Source organism: Cohaesibacter sp. CAU 1516, from assembly GCF_005771485.1.
Classification (GTDB): Bacteria; Pseudomonadota; Alphaproteobacteria; order Rhizobiales; family Cohaesibacteraceae; genus Cohaesibacter; species Cohaesibacter intestini.
This window is the reverse complement of record NZ_VANT01000002.1, coordinates 326,956-352,408: the sequence shown is the minus strand read 5'-3', so window position 1 is coordinate 352,408 and position 25,453 is coordinate 326,956. Positions and strand designations below refer to the sequence as shown.

The 25,453-nt window shown below is 55.7% G+C and carries 23 protein-coding genes and 1 tRNA gene; 13 read left to right on the top strand and 11 right to left on the bottom strand.

The genetic code is table 11. From position 1 onward, the window contains the following. Positions 1 to 221: 221 nt before the first annotated feature. Both FDK21_RS08485 and FDK21_RS08480 read left to right on the top strand, forming a co-directional pair. Positions 222 to 1,007: a FadR/GntR family transcriptional regulator gene (locus FDK21_RS08485; RefSeq protein ID WP_138148182.1), complete on the top strand. Its 786-nt coding sequence runs from the start codon at positions 222 to 224 to the stop codon at positions 1,005 to 1,007. A 164-nt stretch (positions 1,008 to 1,171) separates the two neighbouring features. Beyond that, positions 1,172 to 2,512 (top strand): ferric reductase-like transmembrane domain-containing protein, encoded by a 1,341-nt coding sequence (locus FDK21_RS08480; RefSeq protein WP_138148181.1) that lies wholly within the window; start codon positions 1,172 to 1,174, stop codon positions 2,510 to 2,512. 69 nt (positions 2,513 to 2,581) lie between these two features. On the opposite strand, the gene FDK21_RS08475 is transcribed toward FDK21_RS08480, so the two are convergent. Next, on the bottom strand, positions 2,582 to 3,565 hold the full coding sequence (locus FDK21_RS08475; protein ID WP_114008253.1) for an aldo/keto reductase: 984 nt from the start codon (positions 3,563 to 3,565) through the stop codon (positions 2,582 to 2,584). Positions 3,566 to 3,889: 324 nt separating this feature from the next. Between FDK21_RS08475 and FDK21_RS08470 the strand changes: the two genes are divergently transcribed. The 3 genes from FDK21_RS08470 to FDK21_RS08460 all read left to right on the top strand — a co-directional run bounded on the left by FDK21_RS08470 (position 3,890) and on the right by FDK21_RS08460 (position 5,829). After that, positions 3,890 to 4,360: a TerB family tellurite resistance protein gene (locus tag FDK21_RS08470; protein ID WP_114008254.1), complete on the top strand. Its 471-nt coding sequence runs from the start codon at positions 3,890 to 3,892 to the stop codon at positions 4,358 to 4,360. Next, positions 4,357 to 5,076: a glutamine amidotransferase gene (locus FDK21_RS08465; RefSeq protein ID WP_138148180.1), complete on the top strand. Its 720-nt coding sequence runs from the start codon at positions 4,357 to 4,359 to the stop codon at positions 5,074 to 5,076. Before FDK21_RS08470 ends, FDK21_RS08465 begins: the two co-directional genes overlap by 4 nt. A 474-nt stretch (positions 5,077 to 5,550) precedes the next feature. Next, the gene (locus FDK21_RS08460; RefSeq protein WP_138148179.1) at positions 5,551 to 5,829 is read left to right on the top strand and encodes a YggT family protein; all 279 of its coding nucleotides are present in this window, start codon (positions 5,551 to 5,553) and stop codon (positions 5,827 to 5,829) included. A 113-nt stretch (positions 5,830 to 5,942) separates the two neighbouring features. Here FDK21_RS08460 and ppa read toward each other — a convergent pair whose 3' ends face one another. Further along, the gene (gene ppa / locus FDK21_RS08455; RefSeq protein WP_114008256.1) at positions 5,943 to 6,467 is read right to left on the bottom strand and encodes an inorganic diphosphatase; all 525 of its coding nucleotides are present in this window, start codon (positions 6,465 to 6,467) and stop codon (positions 5,943 to 5,945) included. 425 nt (positions 6,468 to 6,892) lie between these two features. Between ppa and FDK21_RS08450 the strand changes: the two genes are divergently transcribed. Then, positions 6,893 to 7,492 (top strand): hypothetical protein, encoded by a 600-nt coding sequence (locus tag FDK21_RS08450; protein ID WP_138148178.1) that lies wholly within the window; start codon positions 6,893 to 6,895, stop codon positions 7,490 to 7,492. Between the two features lie 21 nt (positions 7,493 to 7,513). Here the strand turns inward: FDK21_RS08450 and FDK21_RS08445 are convergent, their stop codons facing one another. Beyond that, positions 7,514 to 8,761 carry a ubiquinone biosynthesis hydroxylase gene (locus tag FDK21_RS08445; RefSeq protein WP_138148177.1) on the bottom strand — a complete coding sequence of 416 codons (1,248 nt, stop codon included), beginning with the start codon at positions 8,759 to 8,761 and terminating at the stop codon, positions 7,514 to 7,516. Between the two features lie 327 nt (positions 8,762 to 9,088). Between FDK21_RS08445 and tesB the strand changes: the two genes are divergently transcribed. The 4 genes from tesB (at position 9,089) to FDK21_RS08425 (ending at position 13,664) form a co-directional block, all read left to right on the top strand. Then, the gene (tesB, locus tag FDK21_RS08440; RefSeq protein WP_114008630.1) at positions 9,089 to 9,955 is read left to right on the top strand and encodes an acyl-CoA thioesterase II; all 867 of its coding nucleotides are present in this window, start codon (positions 9,089 to 9,091) and stop codon (positions 9,953 to 9,955) included. 346 nt (positions 9,956 to 10,301) lie between these two features. Continuing rightward, a complete protein-coding gene (locus FDK21_RS08435; protein WP_114008258.1) occupies positions 10,302 to 10,640 on the top strand; it encodes a P-II family nitrogen regulator in 339 nt (112 codons plus the stop codon). 45 nt (positions 10,641 to 10,685) lie between these two features. Beyond that, positions 10,686 to 12,059, top strand: coding sequence for an ammonium transporter (locus tag FDK21_RS08430; protein ID WP_114008259.1), 1,374 nt, complete (start codon positions 10,686 to 10,688; stop codon positions 12,057 to 12,059). A 381-nt stretch (positions 12,060 to 12,440) separates the two neighbouring features. Then, positions 12,441 to 13,664, top strand: coding sequence for an ammonium transporter (locus FDK21_RS08425; RefSeq protein ID WP_138148176.1), 1,224 nt, complete (start codon positions 12,441 to 12,443; stop codon positions 13,662 to 13,664). Positions 13,665 to 13,776: 112 nt separating this feature from the next. Here the strand turns inward: FDK21_RS08425 and FDK21_RS08420 are convergent, their stop codons facing one another. From FDK21_RS08420 to FDK21_RS08405, 4 genes are all read right to left on the bottom strand, one after another. After that, on the bottom strand, positions 13,777 to 13,998 hold the full coding sequence (locus FDK21_RS08420) for a Trm112 family protein (RefSeq protein WP_138148175.1): 222 nt from the start codon (positions 13,996 to 13,998) through the stop codon (positions 13,777 to 13,779). 23 nt (positions 13,999 to 14,021) lie between these two features. Continuing rightward, a complete protein-coding gene (locus FDK21_RS08415; RefSeq protein ID WP_138148174.1) occupies positions 14,022 to 14,723 on the bottom strand; it encodes an LON peptidase substrate-binding domain-containing protein in 702 nt (233 codons plus the stop codon). 127 nt (positions 14,724 to 14,850) lie between these two features. Beyond that, the gene (gene trxA / locus FDK21_RS08410) at positions 14,851 to 15,864 is read right to left on the bottom strand and encodes a thioredoxin (protein ID WP_246657527.1); all 1,014 of its coding nucleotides are present in this window, start codon (positions 15,862 to 15,864) and stop codon (positions 14,851 to 14,853) included. Between the two features lie 180 nt (positions 15,865 to 16,044). Beyond that, complete coding sequence (locus FDK21_RS08405; RefSeq protein WP_138148173.1) at positions 16,045 to 16,581, bottom strand: prolyl-tRNA synthetase associated domain-containing protein; 537 nt, start codon at positions 16,579 to 16,581, stop codon at positions 16,045 to 16,047. A gap of 280 nt (positions 16,582 to 16,861) precedes the next feature. Here FDK21_RS08405 and FDK21_RS08400 point away from each other — a divergent pair. Continuing rightward, positions 16,862 to 16,936 (top strand) — tRNA-Gly (locus FDK21_RS08400). A 202-nt stretch (positions 16,937 to 17,138) separates the two neighbouring features. After that, positions 17,139 to 18,305: an iron-containing alcohol dehydrogenase gene (locus tag FDK21_RS08395; RefSeq protein ID WP_138148172.1), complete on the top strand. Its 1,167-nt coding sequence runs from the start codon at positions 17,139 to 17,141 to the stop codon at positions 18,303 to 18,305. Positions 18,306 to 18,379: 74 nt separating this feature from the next. On the opposite strand, the gene FDK21_RS08390 is transcribed toward FDK21_RS08395, so the two are convergent. From FDK21_RS08390 to FDK21_RS08380, 3 genes are all read right to left on the bottom strand, one after another. Next, entirely contained in the window at positions 18,380 to 19,654 is a 1,275-nt protein-coding gene (locus FDK21_RS08390; RefSeq protein WP_114008265.1) for a TRAP transporter large permease, read from the bottom strand. Between the two features lie 6 nt (positions 19,655 to 19,660). After that, the gene (locus FDK21_RS08385; protein WP_114008266.1) at positions 19,661 to 20,152 is read right to left on the bottom strand and encodes a TRAP transporter small permease; all 492 of its coding nucleotides are present in this window, start codon (positions 20,150 to 20,152) and stop codon (positions 19,661 to 19,663) included. A gap of 329 nt (positions 20,153 to 20,481) precedes the next feature. Then, positions 20,482 to 21,462: a DctP family TRAP transporter solute-binding subunit gene (locus FDK21_RS08380; protein WP_114008267.1), complete on the bottom strand. Its 981-nt coding sequence runs from the start codon at positions 21,460 to 21,462 to the stop codon at positions 20,482 to 20,484. 720 nt (positions 21,463 to 22,182) lie between these two features. On the opposite strand from FDK21_RS08380, the gene FDK21_RS08375 reads away from it, so the two are divergent. After that, positions 22,183 to 23,523, top strand: coding sequence for a sigma-54 dependent transcriptional regulator (locus tag FDK21_RS08375; protein ID WP_138148171.1), 1,341 nt, complete (start codon positions 22,183 to 22,185; stop codon positions 23,521 to 23,523). Between the two features lie 9 nt (positions 23,524 to 23,532). On the opposite strand, the gene FDK21_RS08370 is transcribed toward FDK21_RS08375, so the two are convergent. Further along, positions 23,533 to 25,260 (bottom strand): ATP-binding protein, encoded by a 1,728-nt coding sequence (locus tag FDK21_RS08370; RefSeq protein WP_171021996.1) that lies wholly within the window; start codon positions 25,258 to 25,260, stop codon positions 23,533 to 23,535. Between the last annotated feature and the right edge of the window lie 193 nt (positions 25,261 to 25,453).

Below are 25,453 nucleotides of genomic sequence, written 5' to 3'. Positions count from 1 at the left end.
TTCCTCCCAACATTTGCAGATGTGCGTGGCGCGATGTCTTTTGGTCTTCAGAAGGTCAATAAACTTTACCTGTGGTTTGAGTCAATGAATTTTCACGTTGATTGGCTTATTTCCTAGATCACTGCGCTTGTCACCACAAAAGAGAAGTATGGGTCTTTTCTTGTTTGATGGCCAGTGGTAAATATTATGGCAAATGATTTCGAATGGAACCGAGACCCGTGATGCCTTCTGCAATTGATCCCGCTACTCCCTTTGATCCTGTTGGACATGAAAGCGTTTCCGCCGGGGTTGTGCATCAGATCGAGGCGATGATCGTCGACGGCATCCTGAAAGATGGCAGCCGGTTGCCGTCCGAGCGGGAGCTGGCAGAGGCGATGCAGGTCTCCCGGCCCAAAATCCGCGAAGCCCTCCAGCAGCTCGAAGCGCGCGGGTTGGTGAGCATTCGGCATGGGGAAGGGGCTTTCATTGCCAAGTTGAGCGGGGCGGCGATGACCCCCGCAATGCTGGACTTGTTGGGGCGGCATGGGGAAGCCCTGTTTGATTATCTCGAATATCGGCGCGAACAGGAGGCCTTTGCAGCGCGACTGGCTGCCGACCGGGCAACGTCCGCCGACAAGGCACGGATCCGGTCCATCATGGATCAGTTGGAGCAAAGCTGGGAGAACCAGGATCAGGCGGCGTCGATCGAGGCGGATTTTCGCTTTCACAGTGCGATTATCGATGCCAGTCAGAATAGTTTGCTCATCCACATGATGGCTTCGATCTATGATCTGACCCGTAGCCGAATTTTCTATAATCGCGACTTTCTGCTCAGCATTGATGGCTCTGGACGTCTGTTGCTCGATCAGCATTTGGCTCTTGGTCAGGCGATCCTTGATGGCGATGTGAAGGCTGCCGAAGAGGCGGCCCGGGCGCATCTCGATTTCATCGAACGCTCTTTCCGGGTTGGGCAGGAGCAACAGGAGCGGGAAATCAAGGCCCGCAAGCGGCAGCTTCTGGCGCGTTGACCTGTTGGGGAGGACAGCCTTCGTAGTCTGACGGTCTTTTGCTTGCGATTTCCTGCCTTTATCCTTGATGTCTTGCACCTGTCATCTAAAACAGGTTGAACTGACGCCACTTTGGCATCGATGCCTCTTATTCCAAAGGAAGCAAGACAAAGGACCAGAATGTCATGCGTATGATCGGCCTCTTTTTGATTGCCGCCGCATTGGTTGCACCGCTTTACTGGTTTTGGCCCCTGATGGGCCACCATGACCAGATTGCCCTGATGAGCCAGTATATTGGCTGTGTTGCCTTGATTGCGATGGGTGTTTCGCAATTTCTTGCCCTGCGCTTGCGCTGGCAGCAGATGATTTTCGGTCCTCTGGATCGCATCTATCAGCTGCATAAATGGCTTGGCGTCATCGCCATCACGGCGATCCTGCTGCATGATACGGTGGATGCCGAAATGGATGGGTTGGGGGCGGAAACGCTGCTGGTCGAGGTTGCGGAAACGCTGGGGGAGTTGAGCCTGTATGGCTTCCTGATCCTCGTGGTTCTATCGATTGCCACCTATGTGCCCTATCATCTCTGGCGCTGGACCCACCGCTTGATGGGCGCCTTCTTCGCCGCCTCAGCCGTGCATTATCTGTTTATTCTCAAGCCCTTCGATGTGCTTGATCCGCTGGGACTGTATGTTGGCGGCTTCTGTGCTTTGGGGATCCTTTGCTATCTGATTACGCTGTTGCCCTTTTCGCTGTTTGCCGGTCGCCATGCCTATCGGGTGGCCTCTGTCGAGCAGTCCGGAGAGGCGGTGGCTGTGTCTCTGGAACCCGAGAAGAAAGGCATGAAGCACCGGGCCGGGCAGTTTGCCTTTGTGCATTTCACCGGCAAGGGCAAGAATGAAGCGCATCCTTTTACCATTTCCAAGGCTCCGGAAGGGGACCGCACCCTGCGCTTCACCTTCAAGCCATTGGGTGATGACACGCGCCTGCTGGCGCAAGATGTGGTTCCGGGTGATGCGGTGCGGGTATCGCCGGCTTATGGGCGGTTTGAACGCGGTGGCAAGAAGCCGGAAGTCTGGATTGCCGGCGGGATCGGCGTCACCCCGTTTGTCGCCTTTGCTCAAAGCCTGAAGAAAACCGATCCGCCGGTTGATTTCTTCTATTGTGTGTCCGATGCCTCGAAAGCGGCCCATTTGCAGGATTTCGCCAATGTGGCAGAGCGCTGTCCTAACTTTCGGATGCATCTGGTGGAAAGCTGCAAGACTGGCCGCCTGAATGTTGATCTGGTCGAAGCGCGGGTGGAAGCGCCGATGTCTGATGTAACCGTCTATTATTGCGGGCCAGACTCAATGCGCAAGCACCTGCAGGCAGGGCTGGTTGCCAATGGTTTGCCCTCTCGTCGCTTCAAGTATGAAGTGTTCGAAATTCGCTCAGGCATCGCTGTGACGCCGGTGTTGAACGGGGTCGCGCGGCTGGCGGAGTTTCTGCTGAGGGGCTTTTTGAAGCGCCGGGCTGAAGCCAAAGGCTAGGCAGCAAAATCTCTTCGCTTGTAGAAAGGCCCGGCATTTTGTGTGCCGGGCCTTTCTTTTTTTCAGCTCTTAGTAAGCGCCACGCACATGCTCGGCGATTTTGTCGTTATAGAAGGCGATCAGCTCGCGATGGGTGGCTTCTGACAGCGGAGGCAGGGACGAGATGGCCGCATTGCGCACCGCCTGTTCCGGTCGACTGGCGCCGGGGATGATGGTGGAAACCGCTTCGTGATCCAAAATCCAGCGTTGGGCGAAATTGGCCATATCCATGCCCTCTGGCATGAAGGCCTTCATCTCATTGACCAGCTGCAAGCCGACCTCATAAGGAACACCAGCAAAGGTTTCGCCGACATTGAAATGGGCCCCGTCGCGGTTGAAATTGCGATGATCCTTGTCAGAAAACTGGGTGCTGGCCGAGAATTTGCCCGACAGGATGCCGGATGCCAGTGGCAGGCGGACAATGATGCCGACGCCTTTTTCCTGCGCTTTTGGCAGCAATTCGGTGGTCAGCTTCTGGCGGAACAGGTTGTAGATGACCTGCAGGCTGGTCAGCCCTTCCTGCTCAAGGCAGATCAGCCCTTCCTCGACTGTTTCGACGCTGGCCCCGAAATTGCGAATGCTGCCCCGTTGCTTCAACTCGCGCAGCCAGTCAAAAATTTCGCCATTGCGCATCACATCGGTCGGCACGCAATGCAGCTGAATGAGATCAAGGCAGTCGACACCGAGGCGGTCGCGGGATGCATCCACAGAATCGATCAGCGCCTGTTTGCTGTAGCCGTCTGGATAGACCGCGCCGCGACCGAATTTGGTCGCCACCCGAATTGCCGGGTCATTTTTACTGGCCAGAAACTTGCCGATCAGGCTTTCCGAGCGGCCATCGCCATAGACATTGGCGGTGTCAAAGAAGGTGACGCCCTTTTCATAGGCGGCCTCAAGGATGGCGAGACCGGTTTCTTCAGCCACTTGCTCGCCCCAGTCGGCGCCCAGCTGCCAGCAGCCAAGACCCACTTCGCTGACAGCGAACCCATCTTTGCCCAATTGTCTCTCACGCATCGTTACCTCCCGCGCAGATTGTCCTGCGCCCTTCGTGCTTTTGTGGTCGACCCGTTAGACGGATGGGGCGACCGCGGTCAAAATCTGTCATTGATCCATGGGATGACTACGAAATGGACTTTCGCAGTATTGCGATGATCCTGCGAGTGCCTATTTTCGTGAAAGCATGGACGAATGCTGCTGTTCCGGTTATGCATGCCGTATAAGCAAATCAAAGCCTTGCAAAAGACATGATATAGACAACCTGTTTATGCAAGTTGCCAAGAGAACATCGACAAGCATGCTTTGCGGCGTGCCAGGAAAATCTTGAGATCGGATTGAACCATGTTTGACAGCTTGATGCAATTGTTTCGCGAAATGTCCGGCGGAGACAGCGAAAAAGCCCTGTTTCAGGACGGGGATTGTCGCGTGGCAGTGGCGGCGCTGATGGTGCAGTTGATTTCAGTGGATGGCGTGATCGATGGGGCGGAACAGGCGCGCCTGAAAGATGTGCTGAAGAAGCGCTTCTCCCTCTCCGACAAGGAAACCTCCGAGTTGATCTCCATTGCCCATGAGCGGGAAAAGGAGGCGGTGGATCTCTACGGCTTTACCTCCGTGTTGAAGCGCGAATTGGACGAAGCAGGCCGGGTTGAAATCATTGAAATGATGTGGAAGCTGGTCTTTGCCGATGGCGAAATCCACGAGTTCGAAGACAATCTGGTCTGGCGCGTGGCGGAGCTGCTCGGTGTGTCGCGGCGGGATCGCATTCGCATGCGCCAGTCCGTTGAGTCCCATGCAGACAAGGCAAGCGAATGAACAACGGGGCGGGGGCGGAACCAGCCCGAATCCTCATTGTGCTGCATCAGGAAACTTCGATTCCGGGGCGTGTCGGTACAATGCTGGAAAAGCGCGGCTTTCATCTTGATATCAGGCGGCCGCGCTTTGGAGATCCCTTGCCCTATACGATGGCAGAACATGCGGGCGCTGTCGTGTTTGGCGGGCCGATGAGCGCCAATGATCCGGATGCCTTCATCAAGCGCGAAATTGACTGGATGGCTGTGCCCTTGAAAGAGGACAAGCCGTTGCTGGGCATTTGCCTTGGAGGCCAGATGCTGGCCAAGCAGCTGGGCGCACGGGTCAAGGCCCATCCCAAGGATCAGGTTGAGATCGGCTATTATCCAATCAAGGCGACGGATGCGGGCGAGGCAATGATGCGTTGGCCGAGCCGGGTCTATCAGTGGCACCGGGAGGGCTTCGAGCTGCCCAAGGGGGCGGAGCTTCTGGCCGAGGGGCAGGTCTTTGCCAATCAAGCCTATCGCTACGGGGCCAATGCCTATGGCTTGCAGTTCCATCCGGAAGTGACCATGCGGATGATGATGCGCTGGACCACCAAGGCATCGGATCGGCTGAAACTGCCTGGTGCGCGCAATCGTCGCAACCATTATGCAGGGCGCCTGTTCCATGATCCGGCGGTGGAGCGCTGGTTGATTGCGTTCCTTGATCACTGGATTGGTCGCGCCGATCAAGCCTAGAGATTGTGGGGCTGGCTTCTCACGCAAGTCTTGCAATTTGCAATAGTGGCCATGCAATCTGCATCGACAATCGTTATCGAAGGGTTGCCGGTGCGTTTGCCTGTTCAAGATATTGTGGCTTGCCCTCTTCGAACTCTACCATATATGGAAACGGCTCGCGCGCGCCTTGCTTGGCACGATGCTTGCGATGAAGAAGACAAGCTGGCCTTGAGTTTTGCGTAGCCAGTTCTCAATTCGAAAGCCCCGATGCATGCGTGTTTTTTGTCTGCATCGGGGCTTTTGCTGTTTTTGCATTCTTTTTACGCAATCTGCGGGATTGGGCTTGCAGGCTTGTCGGTGGATCGCTACATCACTGATGAGTTTGGCGCTGGAAAATCCAGCCTTTCCAGCCATTTTAGGGACCTGCAATCTGCACCAATCAGCAGCCGCGATTTGGCTATGGCCAATCGGTCCGGCGATCCTTTGAGGAACAAGATGACCGCAATCATTCAGCTTATCGACATGATCCTTTCCCTCTATACCTATATCGTGATTGCCTCAGCCGTCTTTTCCTGGCTGTTCGCCTTCAACATTGTCAATCCGCGCAACCAGATTGTGGCAAGCATTTATGAAGTTTGCTGGCGATTGACCGAGCCGCTTTTGTCGCGCATCCGCAATTTCTTGCCTGCGATGGGCGGGATGGATCTGTCGCCGATTGTTCTGTTGCTCGGCATTTTCTTTATCCGCAATTTGCTGCGCACCGGCATCTACTAAGCGCGTGGCAAAAGGGCGCCTTTGAAGGCGGCCCGATCACTTGTGGTTCGGCATGAAAAAAGCGCGGTCCCGGATGGGAGCCGCGCTTTGTCTTTTTCTATCGATGATGAAGATTATTTCTTCATGTTGTCGATTGAGACCTGAATCATTTCCTTGGCTTTTTCCGGGCCAGCCCAGTCTTCGATCTTGACCCATTTGCCGGGCTCGAGATCCTTGTAATGCTCGAAGAAATGCTTGATCTGCTCGATCAGGTTTTTCGGCAGGTCTTCATAGGTCTTGATGTGATCATAGTGGCTGGTCAGCTTGGAATGCGGAACGGCGACCACTTTTTCGTCTTTGCCGCCATCATCTTCCATGATCAGCACGCCAACCGGACGGGCGCGCATGACAACGCCGGGCTGCAACTGGGCGTCGCCAACGACGAGCACGTCGATTGGGTCGCCATCATCGGCCAGCGTGTTGGGGATGAAGCCGTAATCGCAAGGATAGGCCATTGGGGTGAAGAGGAAGCGGTCAACGAAGACGGCGCCGGAATCCTTTTCCACTTCATATTTGACGGAGGAGCCTTTCGGCACTTCGATCACAACGTAAATGTCTTCCGGGGCGTCTTTGCCAGCTGGGATTTCGCTAATATTCATCAGTCAACTCCAATAGGGTCTCGTGCCGGATAGCCTCAAGCCTGTGCAGGCGCAAAGGCATCAATTGCTTGTTGCCAGGGACCATGACAGCCTGACGAGGGCATGCATGATATGCGCAGTTGCCTAGCGGTTTAGGGCCATTGGAACGGGTTGGCAAGACAAACCTTCGATCAAGCCCGCATCTGGCGGTGGCTGACGGTTTTTTCCAAATTGTTTACCGACAATCCGCTTTTTTGAGGGGGATAGCCGGTATTTCGCAAAGATGATTGGGCGTGAAACGCATTTTTCAAAAAAATCTGAGAACCTTTTTCCATGCTAAAGCGTCTATCCAATAAGGCGCGCGACCCGATCCGCCCGCCGCTTGGTGAATTCACGTTTCATATTGCAGGGCAATTTTTTGGACAGGCAGCAGGGGAGACAGTCAAATGGTTGCTTTTGATCCGGTCAAATTTATGGGTTTTGTTGCGGGAACATCTTTTGCCGCCAGTCTGCTTTTGCTGTCCGGTCCGGCCGGGTCTGCGGAAATCTCCCATGCCTACAGCAAGCTTGATGAAGCCTCCTGCATGACGCTGGTGGTCAATGAGGAAGAAGGCTGGAGCCAGCAGGTCTGCAAGGGCTATGACGGCGTTGCGGTCTTTGTGTCCGAGGGGGATCTGCGGATGTCCCTGTCTTATCGCACCCAGAAAGCCGATGATCGCTATTTCACCTTTGGCAATTTCAACCGGGTTGGCGACACTATGGAATGGCGGCTGCGGGATGAGGAGGGCAGGAAGGTGCCTTTTGCGACCATCCTGCGCTGGTATGTCTCGGTGGAACAGCCCCGCGAAGAGCAGGCTTTGGTGATCACCAAGATCGAAGAGAATGATTTCTGCATTGCCGGCTTTGTCGAGGCGACGGCTGAGCGCAATGCCAATCTTTTGGCGCGCGACGTTGCCGATCAAGTGGTACCGGGCTTTGTTTGCGGTCAGGATCAGCCTCAATGGCATGGCCAGACCGGGCCGTTGGCCTCTGCCATGACCCGCTAAGGCTCCATCTATGACACGGGCCTAGAGGGCTTCGCCTTGCAACAGGCGGGGCCGGTTGCCCTGATTGCCTGCGGCTTCCTCGATGAAATAGCGCTTGAGGCCGGGCAGGCGCTCGACCATCCCCAACCCCAGATCGCGCACATGGCGCAAAATGTCGCTCTTGTTGGAGAAAAGGCGATTGAGCAGGTCGCAGGTCATGCCCATTTGCACCACGTCAAAGCGGCGCCAGGTCTGGTAGCGCTCCAGCACATCCAAAGCGCCAATATCCTGCCCAAGGCGGACGGCTTCGACCAGAACCTCTGCCAGCGCGGCCACATCCTTGAAACCGAGATTGAGGCCTTGCCCGGCAATCGGGTGAATGCCGTGGGCGGCGTCGCCGATCAGCGCAAAGCGCGGGGCGACATAGGAGCGGGCCAAGGTCATGCCGAGGGGGAAGCCCTTGCGCGGGCCTTTCTCCGACACGGTGCCCAGTTGTTTGCCAAAGCGGCGCTCAAGTTCCAGCGAGAAAGTGAAGTCGTCCATGGCCAACATCCGCTTGGCGTCGTCGGTGCGTTCATTCCAGACCAGTGATGAGCGATTGCCTTTGAGCGGCAGGATGGCAAAGGGGCCTGCGGGGAGGAAATGTTCAACCGCGCGGCCATTGTGTGGGCGCTCATGTTCCACCGTGGTGACGATGCCCATCTGGTCATAGTCAAACCGGACGGTCGAAATGCCCGCCAGATCACGCAGGCGGGAGCGAACGCCATCAGCGGCGATGAGCAAACGGGTGGTGACTTTCTGGCCAGATGTCATCAGGACATGGGTCTGGCTGATTTCCTCGGTGAAGGAGGAGACGCTGTCCTGCTCAATCAGGGTGACGCCTGCTTCCTTTGCTGCATCATAGAGCGCCCCGACCATGGCGCCATTGGGCACCATATAGGCAAAGGGCTCTCCATCGCCAGTTGCGCCTTCAAAGGTCAGCAGAGCCGGGCGGACCAGATCCTGCAACTTGGAATCGGTGACCACCATATCGCGGATCGGTTCGGCTTCTGGCTCAATCTGGCCCCAGACACCGAGCTGGCCCAACATGCGGGTGGCCGCCGACGCAATGGCCGAGGCGCGCTCATCGGCCCGCATGCGGGCAATGGGTTGGGGTTCAATCACCAAGATCGACAGATCACAGGCCTGACGCACGGCGAGTGCCAAGGACAGGCCAACATAGCCACCGCCTGCAATGACCAGATCATATTTGTCTGAGGGGGCGATGGGTGCTGCTTGTTTTTCCGTCATGATCTGATCCCGGAGCTGGTGCCACATGTCCGATGGGGATGGCTAACCCAAGGTCAACCAAATCAAGGCATTAGATTGGGTTTTCCGCCGCCTGCCGGACTGTTTCTCTTGTCTTCCCCTTTTATATAGCCAGAAGCGGGCAGAAGATCTGCATAAAGTGTAGGGGATGTGCAATTTTTGTTGGAAAGCCGGTTTGCATCCCGATCAAACTGGGGCAGTGTTGATGCCCAGAAAATGCTATGTGCGCTTTGGTGGCCGAAGGGATGCCAGAGCGGGCCGGTGCGCCGGACCCGATGAATGAAAAGCAAGAAAGAACAGGATCTGACCATGACCACTGCCATCGACAATCTTCTCTCCATTCTTGACCTTGAGCGGCTGGAGCAGAATCTGTTTCGGGGGCGCAGCCCGCAGGATGGCTGGCAACGGGTGTTTGGCGGTCAGGTGATCGGTCAGGCGCTGGTGGCCGCTTCTCGGACCGTGGAAAGCGACCGGGCAGCTCATTCCCTGCATTGCTATTTCATGCGGCCGGGCGATCCTTCGGTGCCGATCATCTATGAAGTGGACACCTTGCGCGACGGGCGGTCCTTTGTCACCCGCCGGGTGCTGGCCATTCAGCATGGCAAGCCGATCTTTTCCATGTCGGCGAGCTTTCATCGCCATGAGAAGGGTCTGGAACATCAGATTGCCATGCCTGATATTCCGGCTCCTGAAGCGCTGCCGAATGAAGCGGACATGATTGAGGCCTATATGGCAGAGGCGCCGCAAAATATTAAAGCCTATTTCCGTCGCGAACGGCCGATCGAGCTGCGTCCGGTCAATATGGAGCATTATACCACCGACAAGAAAATGGAACCGCTGCAATATGTCTGGGTGCGGACAACGTCTCGCCTGCCCGATGACCTGTCGATCCACAAATGTGCGCTGGCCTATGCCTCGGACATGACGTTGCTCGACACGTCGCTCTTTCCTCATGGGAAATCGGTCTTCAACAATGATGTCAGCCCGGCGAGCCTTGATCACGCCATGTGGTTCCATGCGGACTTCCGGGCGGATGAATGGCTGCTTTACAGTCAGGATAGTCCATGGACCGGCGGTGCGCGTGGCTTCTCGCGTGGGTCGCTCTATCGCCGGGACGGCACGCTGGTGGCCAGTGCCTGTCAGGAAGGACTGATCCGCATTCTCGATCGCCGGTAGGAGATTGCGATAGGTCTATTGCCTCATGCTGCGGCAGGGCAAGATTCTGAAAAGACTCATGCTTCGGCATTGAGCATCTCTGAGAGCAAAATTCTGATTATTTTATAGGCATAGTTTTTTCTATGCCTATTTTTTTATCATTTTTGTCTGATGCACAATTATCATGCACGGGTTAATATTTTGGCAATATTGGTTATTATTGTTGTAAATCAAATATTTATAAATTTTTTTTGCAAACTGGCACGGCTCTTGAAAGGAGAGGGACAGCAATCGCTAAGCTTCACCCCGGTCTCCTGACGATTGGGGTGGGCATCCAAAAACCCAAAGAGGGACATGAGAGAGTGCCATGAAGTTCATTATCGCCATTATCAAGCCATTCAAGCTGGAAGCCGTGCGTGAAGCATTGTCTGCTGAAGGCGTGGAAGGTCTGACCGTTACCGAAGTCAAGGGATTTGGTCGTCAGCGCGGCCATACCGAGATTTATCGCGGAACCGAGTATTCCGTCAGCTTCCTGCCGAAGCTGAAAATCGAAGTTGCTGTCACCGCAGACAAGGTCGAGAAAACCGTCGAAGCCATTTCCAAGGCTGCTGCGACCGGTCAGATCGGCGATGGCAAGATCTTCGTCACCTCTCTTGAGCATGTCATGCGGATTCGCACCGGTGAAACCGACACCGACGCGCTCTAAGCTCCAACCCGTTCCAGTAGAAGCGAAAAAATCAAGGACAACACAATGTCGAAAGTAACCCTTGCCCTTCTTGTTGGCGCAGCTACCTTCGTTGCGGGCCCGGCCCTTGCACAGGAAGCCGCCGCTCCAGCCGCAGAGGCAGCCGCTGCAGCTCCAGCCTACGCGACCGCTGCTGATACCGCCTATATCTTCAACACCCTGCTTTTCCTGATCGGTGGCTTCCTCGTGATGTGGATGGCTGCAGGCTTCGCCATGCTTGAAGCTGGCCTTGTCCGCACCAAGAACGTCTCCATGCAGAGCCTGAAAAACATTGCGCTCTATGCCATTGCTGGCATCATGTACTGGCTGATCGGTTATAACCTGATGTATACCGGCGTTGATGGCGGCTATGTTGGCTCCTTCTCGCTGATCTACGCTCTGGACCCGGTTGGTCTTGAGGGCGCAGACTCCGCAGCTCTGCTCGAAACCGGTTACTCGACCGCGTCGGACTGGTTCTTCCAGATGGTGTTTGTGGCAACCGCTGCATCCATCGTGTCCGGTACCCTGGCTGAGCGTATCAAACTGTGGCCATTCATGATCTTCGTGGTCGTGCTGACTGGCTTCATCTACCCAATTGCCGGTTCCTGGCAGTGGGGCGGCGGCTGGTTGTCCGAAATGGGCTTCTCCGACTTTGCCGGTTCGACCCTCGTGCATTCCGTTGGCGGCTGGGCTGCTCTGGCCGGTGCCATCCTGCTCGGTGCTCGTAAAGGCAAGTATGGCGAAGGTGGTCAGGTTACCCCGATGCCTGCTTCGAACATTCCGCTTGCGACCCTTGGTACTTTCATCCTGTGGCTCGGTTGGTTCGGCTTTAACGGTGCGTCTCAGCTTGCCATGGGTACCATCGGTGATGTTTCCGATATCTCCCGCATCTTCGCCAACACCAACATGGCTGCGGCCGCTGGCGTTGTGTCCGTGATGATCCTGATGCAGATCCTGTATAAGAAGGTCGACGTGACCATGGTTCTCAACGGCGCACTGGCTGGTCTGGTTGCCATCACTGCTGAACCTCTGAACCCAACCATTGCTCAGGCTATCTTCATCGGTGCCGTTGGTGGTGCGATTGTTGTCTTCGCGGTTCCTGCGCTCGACAAACTGAAAATCGATGACGTTGTCGGTGCGATCCCGGTTCACCTTCTGGCTGGTATCTGGGGTACGCTGATCGTTCCTCTGACCAACTCTGAAACTTCTTATGTTACCCAGCTGATCGGTGTCGCCGCTTATGGTGCCTTCACTCTGGTTCTCTCCTTCGTCGTCTGGATGATCCTGAAAGTCACCATGGGTATCCGCGTCAGCGAAGAAGAAGAATATCTCGGCCTCGACAAAACCGAGATTGGCGTGGAAGCCTATCCTGAATTCGGTCAGGGCAGCCAGCGCATGTAAGATTTCGAGATGGGAGGCTTCGGTCTCCCTCTCCTCCCAACTATAAGCCCATAAGGGTACCAGAGGGGATAACCCGCCAAATCTAGGATTTGGCGGGTTTCTTCATGTTTTGGGGTTGGTCGGGTAGTCAGTGAAAGCGCTTAGAAAAGCATCAATCATCAGATTGTGATTAATATGTGTGCAATTGCCTAGGCTTTGCGGGTAGAAAATAGGCATAGAGCAGTTGCTTATTTTTCAATCAAATGCAAACTATGTCTAACTTGCTGAATTTATTTAATAATAAATCCTGTCGCCTAATTGGCATGCATTTTGTTTACCCAGACGGAAAAATTGAAAAAATTTGCGCCCTTTTTGGGCATACCGTCTTTGGAGGCAAAAACTATGCAAGGGGCACAAGTTGGAGCGGACGTGTTTTTCGTCCTGCTCGGGGCTATTCTCGTCTTTGCGATGCATTCCGGCTTCGCTTTTCTTGAAGTGGGAACCGTTCGGCACAAAAACCAGGTCAATGCACTGGTCAAGATCCTGGTGGACTTCGCCATTTCCACCATTGTCTATTTCTTCTTTGGCTATGCCATTGCCTATGGCACGTCGTTTCTGGTGTCCGCAACCGAGCTATCCGGTTCGGTGGGCGGCGTGTTCGAGCCTCAGGGCCTGACGCTGGTCAAATTCTTCTTTCTGACCACCTTTGCTGCTGCCATTCCGGCGATCATCTCGGGCGGCATTGCCGAGCGGATGAAGTTCGCGCCGCAATGCTTTGCCACCGTGGCGCTGGTTGGCTTTGTCTATCCCCTGTTTGAAGGCATTATGTGGGGAGGCAATTTCGGCATTCAGGGCTGGTTTGAAGCCACACTTGGTGCCCAGTTCCATGATTTTGCCGGTTCCATCGTCGTCCATGCGGTGGGTGGCTGGATCGCGCTGGCTGCCGTCATTCTGCTTGGGGCTCGGATTGGGCGCTATGGCAAGGATGGACGGCCGCTCGGCATTCCGCCGTCCTCCGTGCCTTGGCTGGCTTTGGGATCGTGGCTGTTGTGCGTTGGCTGGTTCGGCTTCAATGTGATGACCGCCCAGTCGCTGGAAAGCATTTCCGGTCTGGTGGCGATGAACAGCCTGATGGCGATGGTCGGTGGCATTCTTACCGCGCTTGTCGCCGGGCGCAATGATCCGGGCTTCATCCATAACGGTGCGTTGGCTGGTCTTGTCGCAGTCTGTGCCGGTTCTGACATCATGCATCCGCTCGGCTCGCTGATTGTCGGCGGCGTGGCTGGCGTGGTCTTTGTTTATGCCTTCAATCTTTGCCAGAACAAGTTCAAGGTTGATGATGTGCTCGGTGTCTGGCCGCTGCATGGCCTGTGCGGTCTGTGGGGTGGCATTGCTGCTGGCATCTTCGGCAGCACCGCTCTTGGCGGTATGGGGGGCGTCACCTTTGCCTCGCAGTTGGTCGGTTCTCTGCTTGGGGCTGGCTATGCTTTCGCGAGTGGCTTTGTCGTCTATGGCATTTTGAAACAGGCCATTGGCCTGCGCCTGTCGGCTGATGACGAGCGACTGGGCGCCGATCTTGCCATCCATAAAATCTCGGCAACGCCGGAAAGCGACATCACGCGATAATCAACAAAGCAGCAGACCCGTTTCCAGAGGGTCAACAAAAAGAGGCGGGCACCTTTGCAAGAAGGTGACCCGCCCGTTGTCTTTTTGGGAGCCGAACCGTGGGGGCCTGAGCCTATTGTTCCAACATGCGCGCTTCGCTCGGCAGCATGATCGGTACGCCAAAGCGGATTGGATAGGCGAGCTTGGCCTTGCGGCTGATCAGCTCCTGTTTCTCCGCATCATAGTCCAGCGTGCATTTGGTCACCGGACAGACGAGAATTTCCAACAGCTTGCGGTCGACCATGCCAGTCTGTTCGCTGCGATTGTCATTGTTGGTGCTTTCAAGGGTCGCCATGACAGCTTCTCCGTTGGGTGGCTTTATTGCAGCGTGGCTGGGGCATCGCTTGCGTCATTGGCCAGATGCATTTCGGTGATGGCGATCAGGGTTTCTGCTCTGAGGGCCAGACTCTCGGCCTCCAGCAGGGCCTGCTTTTCGGCAATACCATATGGACTCATCATCGACAGGGAATTGACCAGAATCTCGTTGGAGGATTTGCCGACATTGTCCCAGTCTGCCTCCATGTCATTGGCATCGAGAAAAGCGCGGAAGATGTCAAGTACGCCCTCGCGGTTGACCTGATCTTCACCAAAGCCCTCGATCAGATCCTCGGCATAGTCTTCGCAATCAATTTCTGCCATGCGGAAGGGCAGGTGCGATTCCATCTCCGAGACCAGCTGGAACCGGCACAGGCCGGACAGGGTGATCAGCACACGGCCATCACCGGTCTCGCCAAAGGCGGTGATCCGGCCCAGACACCCGATGCGCTGAAGCTGCGATGCGTCTGCCTCATCTTGCTGTTTGCTGGCCTGTGAGGCGTCTGGTGTGGGCTTGGGCTGGATGATGCCGATGATGCGGTCATGGCGGATAGCATGGTCGATCATCGCCAGATAGCGGTCTTCGAAGATGTTCAGCGGCATTTGCGTCCGCGGCAGCAGCAAGGCCTCCTCAAGCGGGAAGAGGGGAATGATACCCGGAATGTCGCGTGGGCTGTCATAAAGGGCATTTCCTGCCTGAGCCATGAGATATCCTTTTTGCTGTGTCAAACCATGGGCGGGCCGCCGTCGAGCATGCATCCTGTGTCATTCCCGCCAGTCTAACGCGGGAATGCGGCATTTGTCAGGATGGGCTGGCTGTCCGGACCTCGCCTCAAGAAAACAGGATCGAGGACAATTGACGACGTCCGTAAACGCTGGCCTTGTCCATCACGCCCCAGCTTTCAAAGAATTGCAAAAGCTGCTTGCGCGCCCCGTCCTCTCCCCATTCGCGATCCTTCTTGATGATCGTGATCAGTTGGTCGACGGCCTCCTGTCGCTTGTTTTTACCGTTCAAAGCGACAGCCAGATCAAATCTGGCCTGATGATTGTCCGGATCGGCGTCGACTTTTTTCTGCAACTCACCCACTTCGCCCAGATCGGCGCTTTGCTCTGCCAGTTCCAGACGGGCCTTGAGCGCAACGACCGCTTTGTCTTTTGCAGCGTCTTCAGGCAGTGATTCGAACACATCGCGGGCGCGTTCCAGCTCATCAAGCGCAATGAAGCATTTGGCAATGCCGATCACGGCGGGCAGGTGGTCGCTCGATTGTTGCAGGATGGCGCCATAAATCTGCAGGGCTTCGGCAGTCTGGCCTTCTTCAAACAGAGCGTCGGCCTGTTTGCAGGCTTCCTCCAGCGGGTCGGCTTGTGGTTCAGTGCCATTCTTGTCGATGAAGGCCTTGATCTGGCTTTCCGGCTGGGCGCCCATGAAGCCATCGACCGGGCGACCATCCTTGAAGGCTACGACGGCGGGGACGGACTGGATGCCCATCTGGCCGGGAATGGCCGGCTCTTCGTCGATGTTGAGCTTGACCATCTTGACCCGGCCCTTGGCTTCGGTGACGGCCTTTTCCAGCAATGGCATCAATTGTTTGCAGGGGCCGCACCATGGGGCCCAGAAATCGACAAGGACGGTGGTGGTGCGCGAGGCTTCGATGACATCCTGCATGAAGCTCTGCGTCGTGGTGTCCTTGATCAGGGGGCCTTCAGGAGCCTTGGGTTTGGGCGCAGGCTTTGGCGCTGCCTGAGGAGCTGGCGTGCCAAAGGAGGCACTGACGGAGCCGGAGCCTTGGGACGCATTGAAGCTGGCGGACATGCCGCTGCCATAACCGAAGGACTTGTTGTTCATGGATACGGTCCTTTTTGTGGGACTGTTGTCATTTGTGGGGGCAATGGATCATCGCACGCCCTTGATTCGGAGCCGCAATCAAACTGCGACAGATTGTTCGCCTCAATATGGGACAGCCGCCATCGGGCTTCAATGCTTCAATGGTGATGTGCCGGCTGCTTGGGACGATAGGGGAAACTTCTAAACAGCTTCCTCTGTTTTTTCCAGTTTGACAATGGTTGGTTCGTGGCCCGTTGCCTTGAAAAAGGTCAGAAGGTCGTCGCGGGCGATGGCTGTGGTGGCCGTGTTTTCAAGCGGGTGGAAGTTCAGCAACTCCCATTCAAGCAGATGGGAATCAAGCACCAGCTGAACCTTGTGCTCATTGCGGTCATTGAACAGAGCGAAAGGGGTGACAGACCCGGGGCGTACACCGAGCCGCTCCCACAAAAGATCGGCATTGCCAAAGCTGACGCGGCCGCAGGCGTATTTTTTGTGAAAGCTCTTGAGATCCACTTCGGTATCGTTGATGCAGACCACCAGAATCACATTGCCCTTTTTGTCTTTCAAAAACAGGTTCTTGGTGTGGCCACCCGGTAGATCCTGTTTGATCTTGTGGCTTTCATCAACGGTGAAGACCGCTTCGTGATCATGGGTCTTGGTGTTGATATTCAGGGATGCAAAAAAATCGAGAAGATCCTGGCGGCTGGCTGGCTGATTTTCGGGTTGGGTGTTGGTCACGGCACGTCTCTTTCTTTGCTTGGCATCGTCTCTTCCCTCTGCTCTTAGGCGTGTTTGGCAGCGCCATCAAGGAAAAGTGCAACGGATGCTCTGTAGAAATAAGGGGGCGTTTTTCCCCCTTTGTGAAAAAAATACACAGCCAGTGGGAAAAAGTGTTTTTTTGTAATTTCTCTGTTGCATTTGGTCTGCAGGTCGTACATATAAGCATCCGTCGGCGACACGGAGCGTCGCCTGACAGCGACAACTTGTTGCTAACGGTTTGATAAACCGAATAAGTTTCGCGGGTGTAGCTCAGGGGTAGAGCACAACCTTGCCAAGGTTGGGGTCGTGGGTTCGAATCCCATCGCCCGCTCCATTTTAGAAGCCTTCGCTGAAAAGCGGAGGCTTTTTTCGTTTTGGGCGTTGTAATTGCGTATTTTTCCATCCCATTTGTCCGTGGCAATGCCCGGCTTTTCGCTAGGACGATCTGCCTCAGGCCGTTGACAAGACGCCTTGTCCTTTTCTTAGATTCCTTGTGGTATTGACACCTTTCCTGTCTGCCTAAAAGGAGCCTATCGATGCCTCACGCTCTCTCCCAGTTTCAATTTTTGACCGCCGCCGATCTTCGCTTCGGGCGCGGGGTGGCACATGCGGCGCTTGATGCGCTCGCCGGGCTCGGTGGGCGTCTGTTGCTGGTGCAAGGGCACGACGGGTCGCGTGCCGATTGGTTGGTGGACGCTCTGACGGATCACGGCGCGGTGGTGTGCCGCTTTTCGGTCGAGCGGGAACCGGACCTGCCAATGATCGAAGCGGGGCTTGCTGTGGCCCGAGGCGCGCGCGTGGAGGCGGTTATTGCCCTTGGCGGCGGTGCGGTGATTGATGCAGGCAAGGCGCTGGCCGGTCTCATTCCGTCGACGCGGCCGATCATGGATCATCTCGAAGTGGTGGGCCGCGGCTTGCCGCTCGAGGCACGGCCCTTGCCGTTTGCCGCCATGCCAACCACGGCCGGTACCGGGGCGGAAGTGACCAAGAATGCGGTGATTGCGGTGCCAGAGGCCAAGCGCAAGGTGAGCCTTCGTGATCGCCATATGCTGCCGGATCTGGCGCTCGTCGATCCGAGCCTGACCGACCATTTGCCAAAGCCAATCACGCTGGCCAGTGGTCTTGATGCGGTGACGCAGGCAATCGAGCCCTTTCTGTCCTGCAAGGCCAATCGCCTGACGGATGCCCTTTGTCGCGATGCAATCCCACAGGGGCTCAAAGCGCTGGTTCTGCTGATGGAGAGGGAAAGCAAGGCGGCAAGGGACGATTTGGCCTGGACGAGCCTGTGTGGCGGTCTGGCGCTGGCCAATGCGGGATTGGGCGCCGTGCATGGCTTTGCGGGCGTTCTTGGCGGGGTGACAGGCGCGGCCCATGGGGCCATTTGTGGGGCCTTGCTGCCCCATGTACTGGCGGCCAATGAAACGGCCCTGATGCGGCTGTCGGATCAGGAAGCAATCCTTGCTCGGATGCAGGCCGTTCGCGGATGGATTGCCGAGGCACTTGATTGTGACGCTCAGAACGCTTTTGACTGTCTGGCCCGCTGGTCTCAGGCGCAGGGGTTGCCCGGCTTGAAGGCGCTTGGTCTCACAGCTGAGATGATCGGCGATGTTGCCGAACAATCGCGAGTTTCCTCTTCTATGAAGGGCAATCCGGTGGCGCTTGATAGCGATCTGTTGACGGGCATTCTTGGTCGCGCTCTGTGACCACAAGCAACGGGCATAAAAAAAGCGGCCCCGTATGAGGGGGCCGCAAGTTTGTCTTGGTGGTCCAACTTTTCTTATTTGAAGAGGTAAGGCAGGGTGGTCGATACCGCTGGCGTCATTGTGATGCAGACCAGAGCTGCCAGCAGGGCCAGCAGATAAGGCATGGTTGCCTTCATGACCTTTTCAAGCGGCACCTTGGTGATGGCACTGGCGACAAAGAGGTCAAGACCAACCGGCGGGGTGATGCAGCCAATGGCAAGGTTCATGACCATGACAACGCCGAAATGTATCGGGTCGATGCCCATGGTCAAGGCGACCGGCAGGAAGATCGGGGTCAGAATGACCACCGCTGCGGAGGCATTCACCAGAGTCCCAAGCACCAGCAGCAGCACGTTCATGATCAGCAGGAACAGAATGGGTGAGGAGGTGAAATCGGTCACCGCCTGGCCAACCATGTGCGGGATCTGCAGGTTGGTCATCAGCCAGCCAAAGATTTTGGAGGCACCCACAAGGAACATGATCAGCGTGGTGCCGATCACGGCCTTGAAGATGATCTGCGGGAAATCCTTGATGCTCAGCTCGCGATAGACGAACAGCCCGACGACGATGCCATAGACAGCTGCAACAGCGGCGGCTTCGGTTGGCGTGAAGATACCGGAATAGATACCGCCAATGATGATAACCGGGGTCATCAGGGCCCAGAAGGCGTCCTTGATGGCTTTGGCCAGTTTCACGCAGGAGAAGTTGCCTTCCGGTGGGATCTTGTTTTTCTTGGCAAGATACCAGCCCATGGCGCACATGACGCCACCCATGATCAGGCCCGGCAGGACGCCAGCCATGAACAGGTCACCGATCGAGACGTTGGCGATGACGCCATAGACAACGAAGGTGATGGAAGGAGGGATAACAATGCCGACGGTGCCTGCGGCTGCGACAATGCCGGTGGCCATTTCGCGTTTGTAGCCCTTCTGCTCCATTTCGTTGACCATGGTCGAGCCGATGGCCGCGGTGGTGGCAGCAGACGAGCCGGAAATGGCGGCGAAGAACATGCCCGCGACCGCAACGGCCTGTGCCAGACCGCCGGTGAAGGAGCCAACCATGGCCTGAGCGACATTGACCAGACGGGAGGTCACGCCACCGGCCGACATGAAGGCACCAGCCAGCATGAAGAAAGGCACCGCCATGAAGGAGAAGGAATCAATGCCTGAGAAGAGGTTGTTGACGATCAGGACCTGCGGCAGATCCATATAGACGAACAGCACCAGAGAGACCGACAGGGCCAGCGCATAAGCCACTGGAACACCAATCAGTGCCATGCCGATAAAGGCGAGAATGAGGACGGTTTCCATAAGGGCTTATCCTTCTGCTTGCTCGGAATTGCCGAGCGACTTGAAGATCTTCACCGTATCCTTGACGTGATACATCAGCATCAGAATGCCGGACAGCGGCATGATGGCATAGACATAGCTCATGGACAGGCCAAGACCCGGTGAGGTCTGGAAGGTCATGGTTTCGGTCATTTTCCAGCCCTGCACGATCAACAGCAGGATGAAGACATAGCCACATGCATTGATGAAGAGATTGAGCAGGAAGCCCGGTTTTGTGCCGTTCAGGATGCGGGGCAGCAGTTCCACGGCCAGATGGCCGTCTTCACCCATGATCAGGGCTGATCCCAGGAAGACCACCCAGACAAAGAGGAAGCGTGCCAGCTCTTCGGACCATTCAAAGGAAAAGCCGAAAATGTAACGGGTGATGACCTGCAGGAAGATGATCGCCAGCATGACAATCATGGCGGTCACCGAAATTCCGTAGAGCGTTTTGCGCAGGAACTTGAAAATGATATCCATCGCCTAAGACCTTCTGAGGCACCGTCAGGCCGGATTGTCATGCCCGAACTGTGCCATGTGCCATATTGTTGATGGGACCACGTGCCGTGGCCCGGTTCTGCTCGCCCCGCATGGAGAGGGGGCATGAGCCTGTCTGTCTGCCATCTGGTCCGGATCCGTGCGGGATCCCCTTCAGACGGTCAACGTCTCCGGTCGCTGTTGCGGGTTTTGGGGTGCGGCGATGCACCGGCGCATCTGGGAGACGTATGGGAGATTTGCTTTACGCCCCGGTGAGGGATCGGGTGGGGTTCGGGGCGTAAAGCGCTATTGGGATTAATAAGATGGAGGTCTTATTTGGCGCGCAAAGCGTTGATCTTGTCGATATTTTCCTGACCGACGGTTTTTGCGAACATGGAGATCACAGGCGCAGTTGCTTCAGCAAATTTGGAACGATCAACTTCGATCACTTCCATTTTGCCAGTTGCCTTGATCTGGTCCCAATATTTGTTGTCCTGATCTTCGGAAATCGCGCGCTGCCAAGCGATGGATTCTTTTGCAGCTTCTTCGATGATCTTCTTCTGTTCATCATTCAGCTTGCCCCAAGAGATCATGGAGATGACCATTGGCTCTGGCGAATAGGCGTGCGCGGTTTTGGAAGCGTATTTCTGAACTTCGAAGAAACGCTTGGTGAAGATGTGAGCGGATGGGTTTTCCTGACCGTCAACGGTGCCCTGCTGCATGGCAGAGTAGAGTTCGCTGAAAGCCATAGGGGTTGGGGAGGCGCCAAGAGACTTCATCATTTCAACGAAGATCTTGTTGGTCATGACACGGATTTTCAGGTCAGCCAGATCGGCAGGGGTTTCGATCGGACGGGTGTTGTTGGTCATGTGGCGGATGCCGTTTTCCATGTAGCCCAACAGCTTGATGCCGCGACCTTCAAGGGTTTTGCCCAGTTCCATGCCGACGCTATCGAGAGACTTGTAAGCGTGCTGACGGTCTTCGAACAGGAATGGCAAATCGAAAATGGAGATCTGTGGCTGGAACTGACCCAGAACGGCGGTACCGACCAGTGCCATGTCAACAGCACCGAAGACCATGCCTTCGATCAGGTCTTTCTGACCACCAAGCTGGGAGCTCGGGAAGACTTTGATTTCGATTTTGCCGTCGCTTTTTTCTTTGACCAGCTCAGCAAATTTGTCAGCGCCCTGCCCATATGGGTGGGACGGAACAGCAATGTGGCCGAGTTTGAGAGTGACATCAGCAGCCCATGCAGGCACTGCCATTGCAGCTGCCACGAGGCCGGCACCGAGAATACTTGCAAGACGGTTCATAATAACCTCCCTACCTTGCGAATTTCTGGATTGGTCGAGACGGTCTATTGATACAACCACCCATACCAACGAAATGGCTGCAAATCAGTTGGTGATTTGCAGAAGGTCCAAGGGAACGCGGCTGGCGAATGTGACCATCCGCATACTGGGCGTCCCGTGATGGATGCCCTTTTGGGTAGCAAGGCCTATGCCAAGGCTGGTGGACCTCGCCTTTTGGCTAGGAGGGGTTGCGACTGGAAGCAATCTAATCTGGCTGCTAACGAGCGGAAATCTTTTGTCTTTTCAACTCAATTGCCGCCGAATACCGTTCTTGGATGAGACAAGCTGACGCGGAGTTATAGGCTTTGGCGCCCCTTGGGGCGGGACTTCTGGCTGGTTGATGGGCCGCGCATTGCGCCCCGGCTCGAAATGTTGTGCGGATTTCCAGACAAGGGTGGGGCTTTTGTCTGGATGGCCGCACAAGATTGCCGCTAGAATTGCCGGGAAGAGGGGCGATCAAGCGGTCTGAAGACTGAAAGTTTGGGAACAAGTTTTCTCGTGTCGGGCGACATGCATCAAAGCGCCAGAGAGATGACTTGTCCTAAAGATCCAGATAGGATCTTTGGGAGCCTGTATAAACAGCATCATAAGAGCCGGGACCGCGACACAGGACTGCAGCGATCAGGTTGGCAGGCAAGGGAAAGGACGCAGCGGACCAGCGGCTGCGGCACAGTGTGACACATGGACATTTCCATCATCTATGTTGAAGACGACAAGAGCGTTCAATTTGCCTACCAGCAATCGATGAAAATGGCAGGCTTCGCCGTGCAGGCGGTCGACACTGCGGAAGCGGGCCTTGAGCTGGTGAAAAAGAATCGCGAATCCATCGTGGTCTCCGACATCCGGTTGCCGGGCATGTCGGGCATTGAATTGATGCATCAGGTGCTCAAGCTCGATGAGGATATGCCGATTGTGCTGGTCACTGGGCACGGAGATGTAGAGATGGCGGTCAAAGCCATCAAGCTCGGGGCCTATGATTTCATCGAAAAACCCTGCAACAGCGAACGCCTGACCGAGGTGCTGAAACGGGCCATCGAGAAAAGACGGCTGGTGCTGGAAAATCAGCAACTGCGGCTGGCGCAAAAGACCCGCAAGGGGCCGACCATGATTGGCCAGAGCAAGGTGATGCAACAGATCCGCGAGACTCTTCTGAACATTTCCGACACCGATGCAGATGTCTTGATTCAGGGCGAGACCGGCACGGGCAAGGAGGTTGTTGCCAATTGCATCCATATGTGGAGCAGCCGGCGGGATCGCCATTTTGTGCCGCTCAATTGTGCTTCTTTTCCTGACACCCTGTTTGAAAGCGAAATGTTCGGCCATGAAGCCGGGGCCTTTACCGGGGCGTCAAAGAAGCGTATCGGCAAGATCGAGCATGCCAATCAGGGAACCTTGTTCCTCGACGAGATCGAGAGCATGCCGCTTGATATTCAGGCCAAATTCCTGCGGGTGTTGCAAGAACGCAGCGTTGAGCGGTTGGGTGACAACAAGATCATCCCCGTCGATTGCCGGGTGGTCGCGGCGACCAAGGAAAATCTGCTCGATCTCAGCCAGCGAAAAGAGTTCCGCCTTGATCTGTTTTATCGGCTCAATGTGGTGACGATCGATCTGCCGCCGTTGCGCAACCGGCGTGAGGATATCCCGGAGCTGTTCTACTTTTTTGCAAGCGAAGCGGCGCAGCATTATCACCGCCCTGTGCCCGATATCCAGCCGGAATTGTTGATCTGGCTGCAGACACAGGACTGGCCGGGCAATGTGCGGGAACTCAAACACACTGCGGACCGGTATGTGCTGGGGCTGTTTGCGCCCGATATCGAGGGGGGTGCGGTCAGTGATGACCATCGGATGGGCCTATCCGCCTCCCTTGATGCCTTTGAGAAAAGGATGATTGAAGGGGCCTTGCAACAACATGGAGGCCATGTGGGATCGGCGGCCAAGCAGCTTTTGTTGCCGCGCAAAACCCTTTACGACAAGCTCAACCGTCATGGCATCCAGCCCGAGACCTTTCGCGAGACTGACTGAACCGAGCGGTCAGATATGCTTTGGGAAGAGCTCTTCGAGTGCGCGGTCATCTTCAGCGCTGTTGCCTTTGCGCGTCTCATCCTTCCATTCGGTCCAGGTCAGGGTGAATTCGGCCCCTCCCTCGGGGTGATTGCCGACCGTGATCGAGCCTTCTGAATTTTCCAGAATGCCCTTGACGATGGCCAGACCGAGGCCGGTGCCGCTCTTTTTGGTCGTGTAGAAGGATTCATAGATTTTCGAGGGGTCCGGAATGCCCGGACCATTGTCGCGCAGCTTGACGATGACCTTCTGATCCTTGCGGGCAATGGAAATGGTGATGCGTTTTTTGCTCTGATCGGCCATGGCCTCAATGGCGTTGGTGATCAGGTTGGAGAAAATCTGACCCAGACCGATTTCGTTGCAAGGCACCTCGATGTCGGCTTGTGTGGTGTGGAATTGCAGCTGCACATCCTGTTTCTTGAGGGTCAATTGGAACAGATGCAATGAGCTGTGGGCGGCTTCGACGATGTTGGCATGGCCGCGCGGCACACGGTGGCGACTGGCAAAGGACTTGAGCTGGGATATTTGCTGCTTCAGCCGTTCGATATGGGAGGAGACCAGCATCAGATTGTCGTCGACATCCTTATACATCTTGCGCTCGAGCAACAGACGGGACGTGTCGAGCAACATATAGATGGCCGACAGGGGCTGATTGAAGTCGTGCGCCACTTCGGTGGCCATCTGGCCGATGGCAGCCAGCTTGGAATTTTCGGTCAGTTGGGTGCGCAGTTTTTGTATGCTGCGTTTATACTTGTTGCGAATGTTGCGATAGAGGAACACGACGCTGAGGTAAATCAGCAACGTGATGATGGCGACCAGCAGCAGGGACTGGTAGATCGGTCGGGCGGGCTGGATCGAATGAATGGTCCAGCCAAATTCGACGATCTCTTCCTGCAGGGAGAAGGTGGCCGGGAACAGACAGGCATAGTTCGGATCCTTGTAGACGGTGATGCTGCCCAACCGGTAGCAGCGTTTGCGGGCAATCGGATTGTGGGTGGTGTGTGCTGGCGGAATGGATCGATCCAGCAGACCGACGGTGCTCGAGCCGACCTGCCCGAAGGTCTTGTGTTTCCAGCTTTCATTCGAGCTGAGGAAAATAGTGCCGTCGACGTCGGAGACCAGAATGTCGTCAGGGCCGGAGCGCCAGACCTTTTCGAGCTCGGAGAGATTGACCTCAACCGCGATCACCCCAATGATGTCTTCGTCTTTTCTCAGGCCATAGGAGAGGAAGAAGCCCGGTGTCGTTGACGACAGACCGACGCCATAAAACTGTCCCAGCCGCCCCGCCATCGCATCCTTGAAATAGGGCCGGAAGCCGAGATTTCTGCCGACATAGCTATCCTCGCGGTGCCAGTTGCTGGCGGCTGTGACCTTGCCTGTCCTGTCGAGCACATAGATTGCCGACACGTTGGTGGCATATTTGGTTCGTTGCAGGAAATATCCGCTCTCTACCGGATCAAACCTGTCGCTCAGTATTTCAAGGATCCGATCATTCTGCGACAGGATGAAGGGCAGGAACTTGTAACGCGCAACCTCAGTTTCAAGGCTGGTGCGGTACATGTTGAGCAGCAATTCACTCGCGCCAATCTTGTTCTGCACGTCGGTCAGGAAGGGATTGGAAACCATCAGAAAGATGGCGGCGACCAGCAGGCCATGCAGAAGCCAGCTTTTCAGGCGTGACAGAAATCGTCCAATCATCGTGTCTTCCATCCTGCGGATCAGGGGACGCAGCAAATGTCCCGGATTGTTGGGCAGAGTGCCATGCGCGCGCAGGATACGCTTTAGCGTGGATCATGTAGCAGTAGAAATTGTTGTTGCTCCGCTTTGATGGGGCTTTGAGGAGCTGCCATTCTGTTTGCGTCTCTTATTTGCGGCTATTCGGGTGCCACAG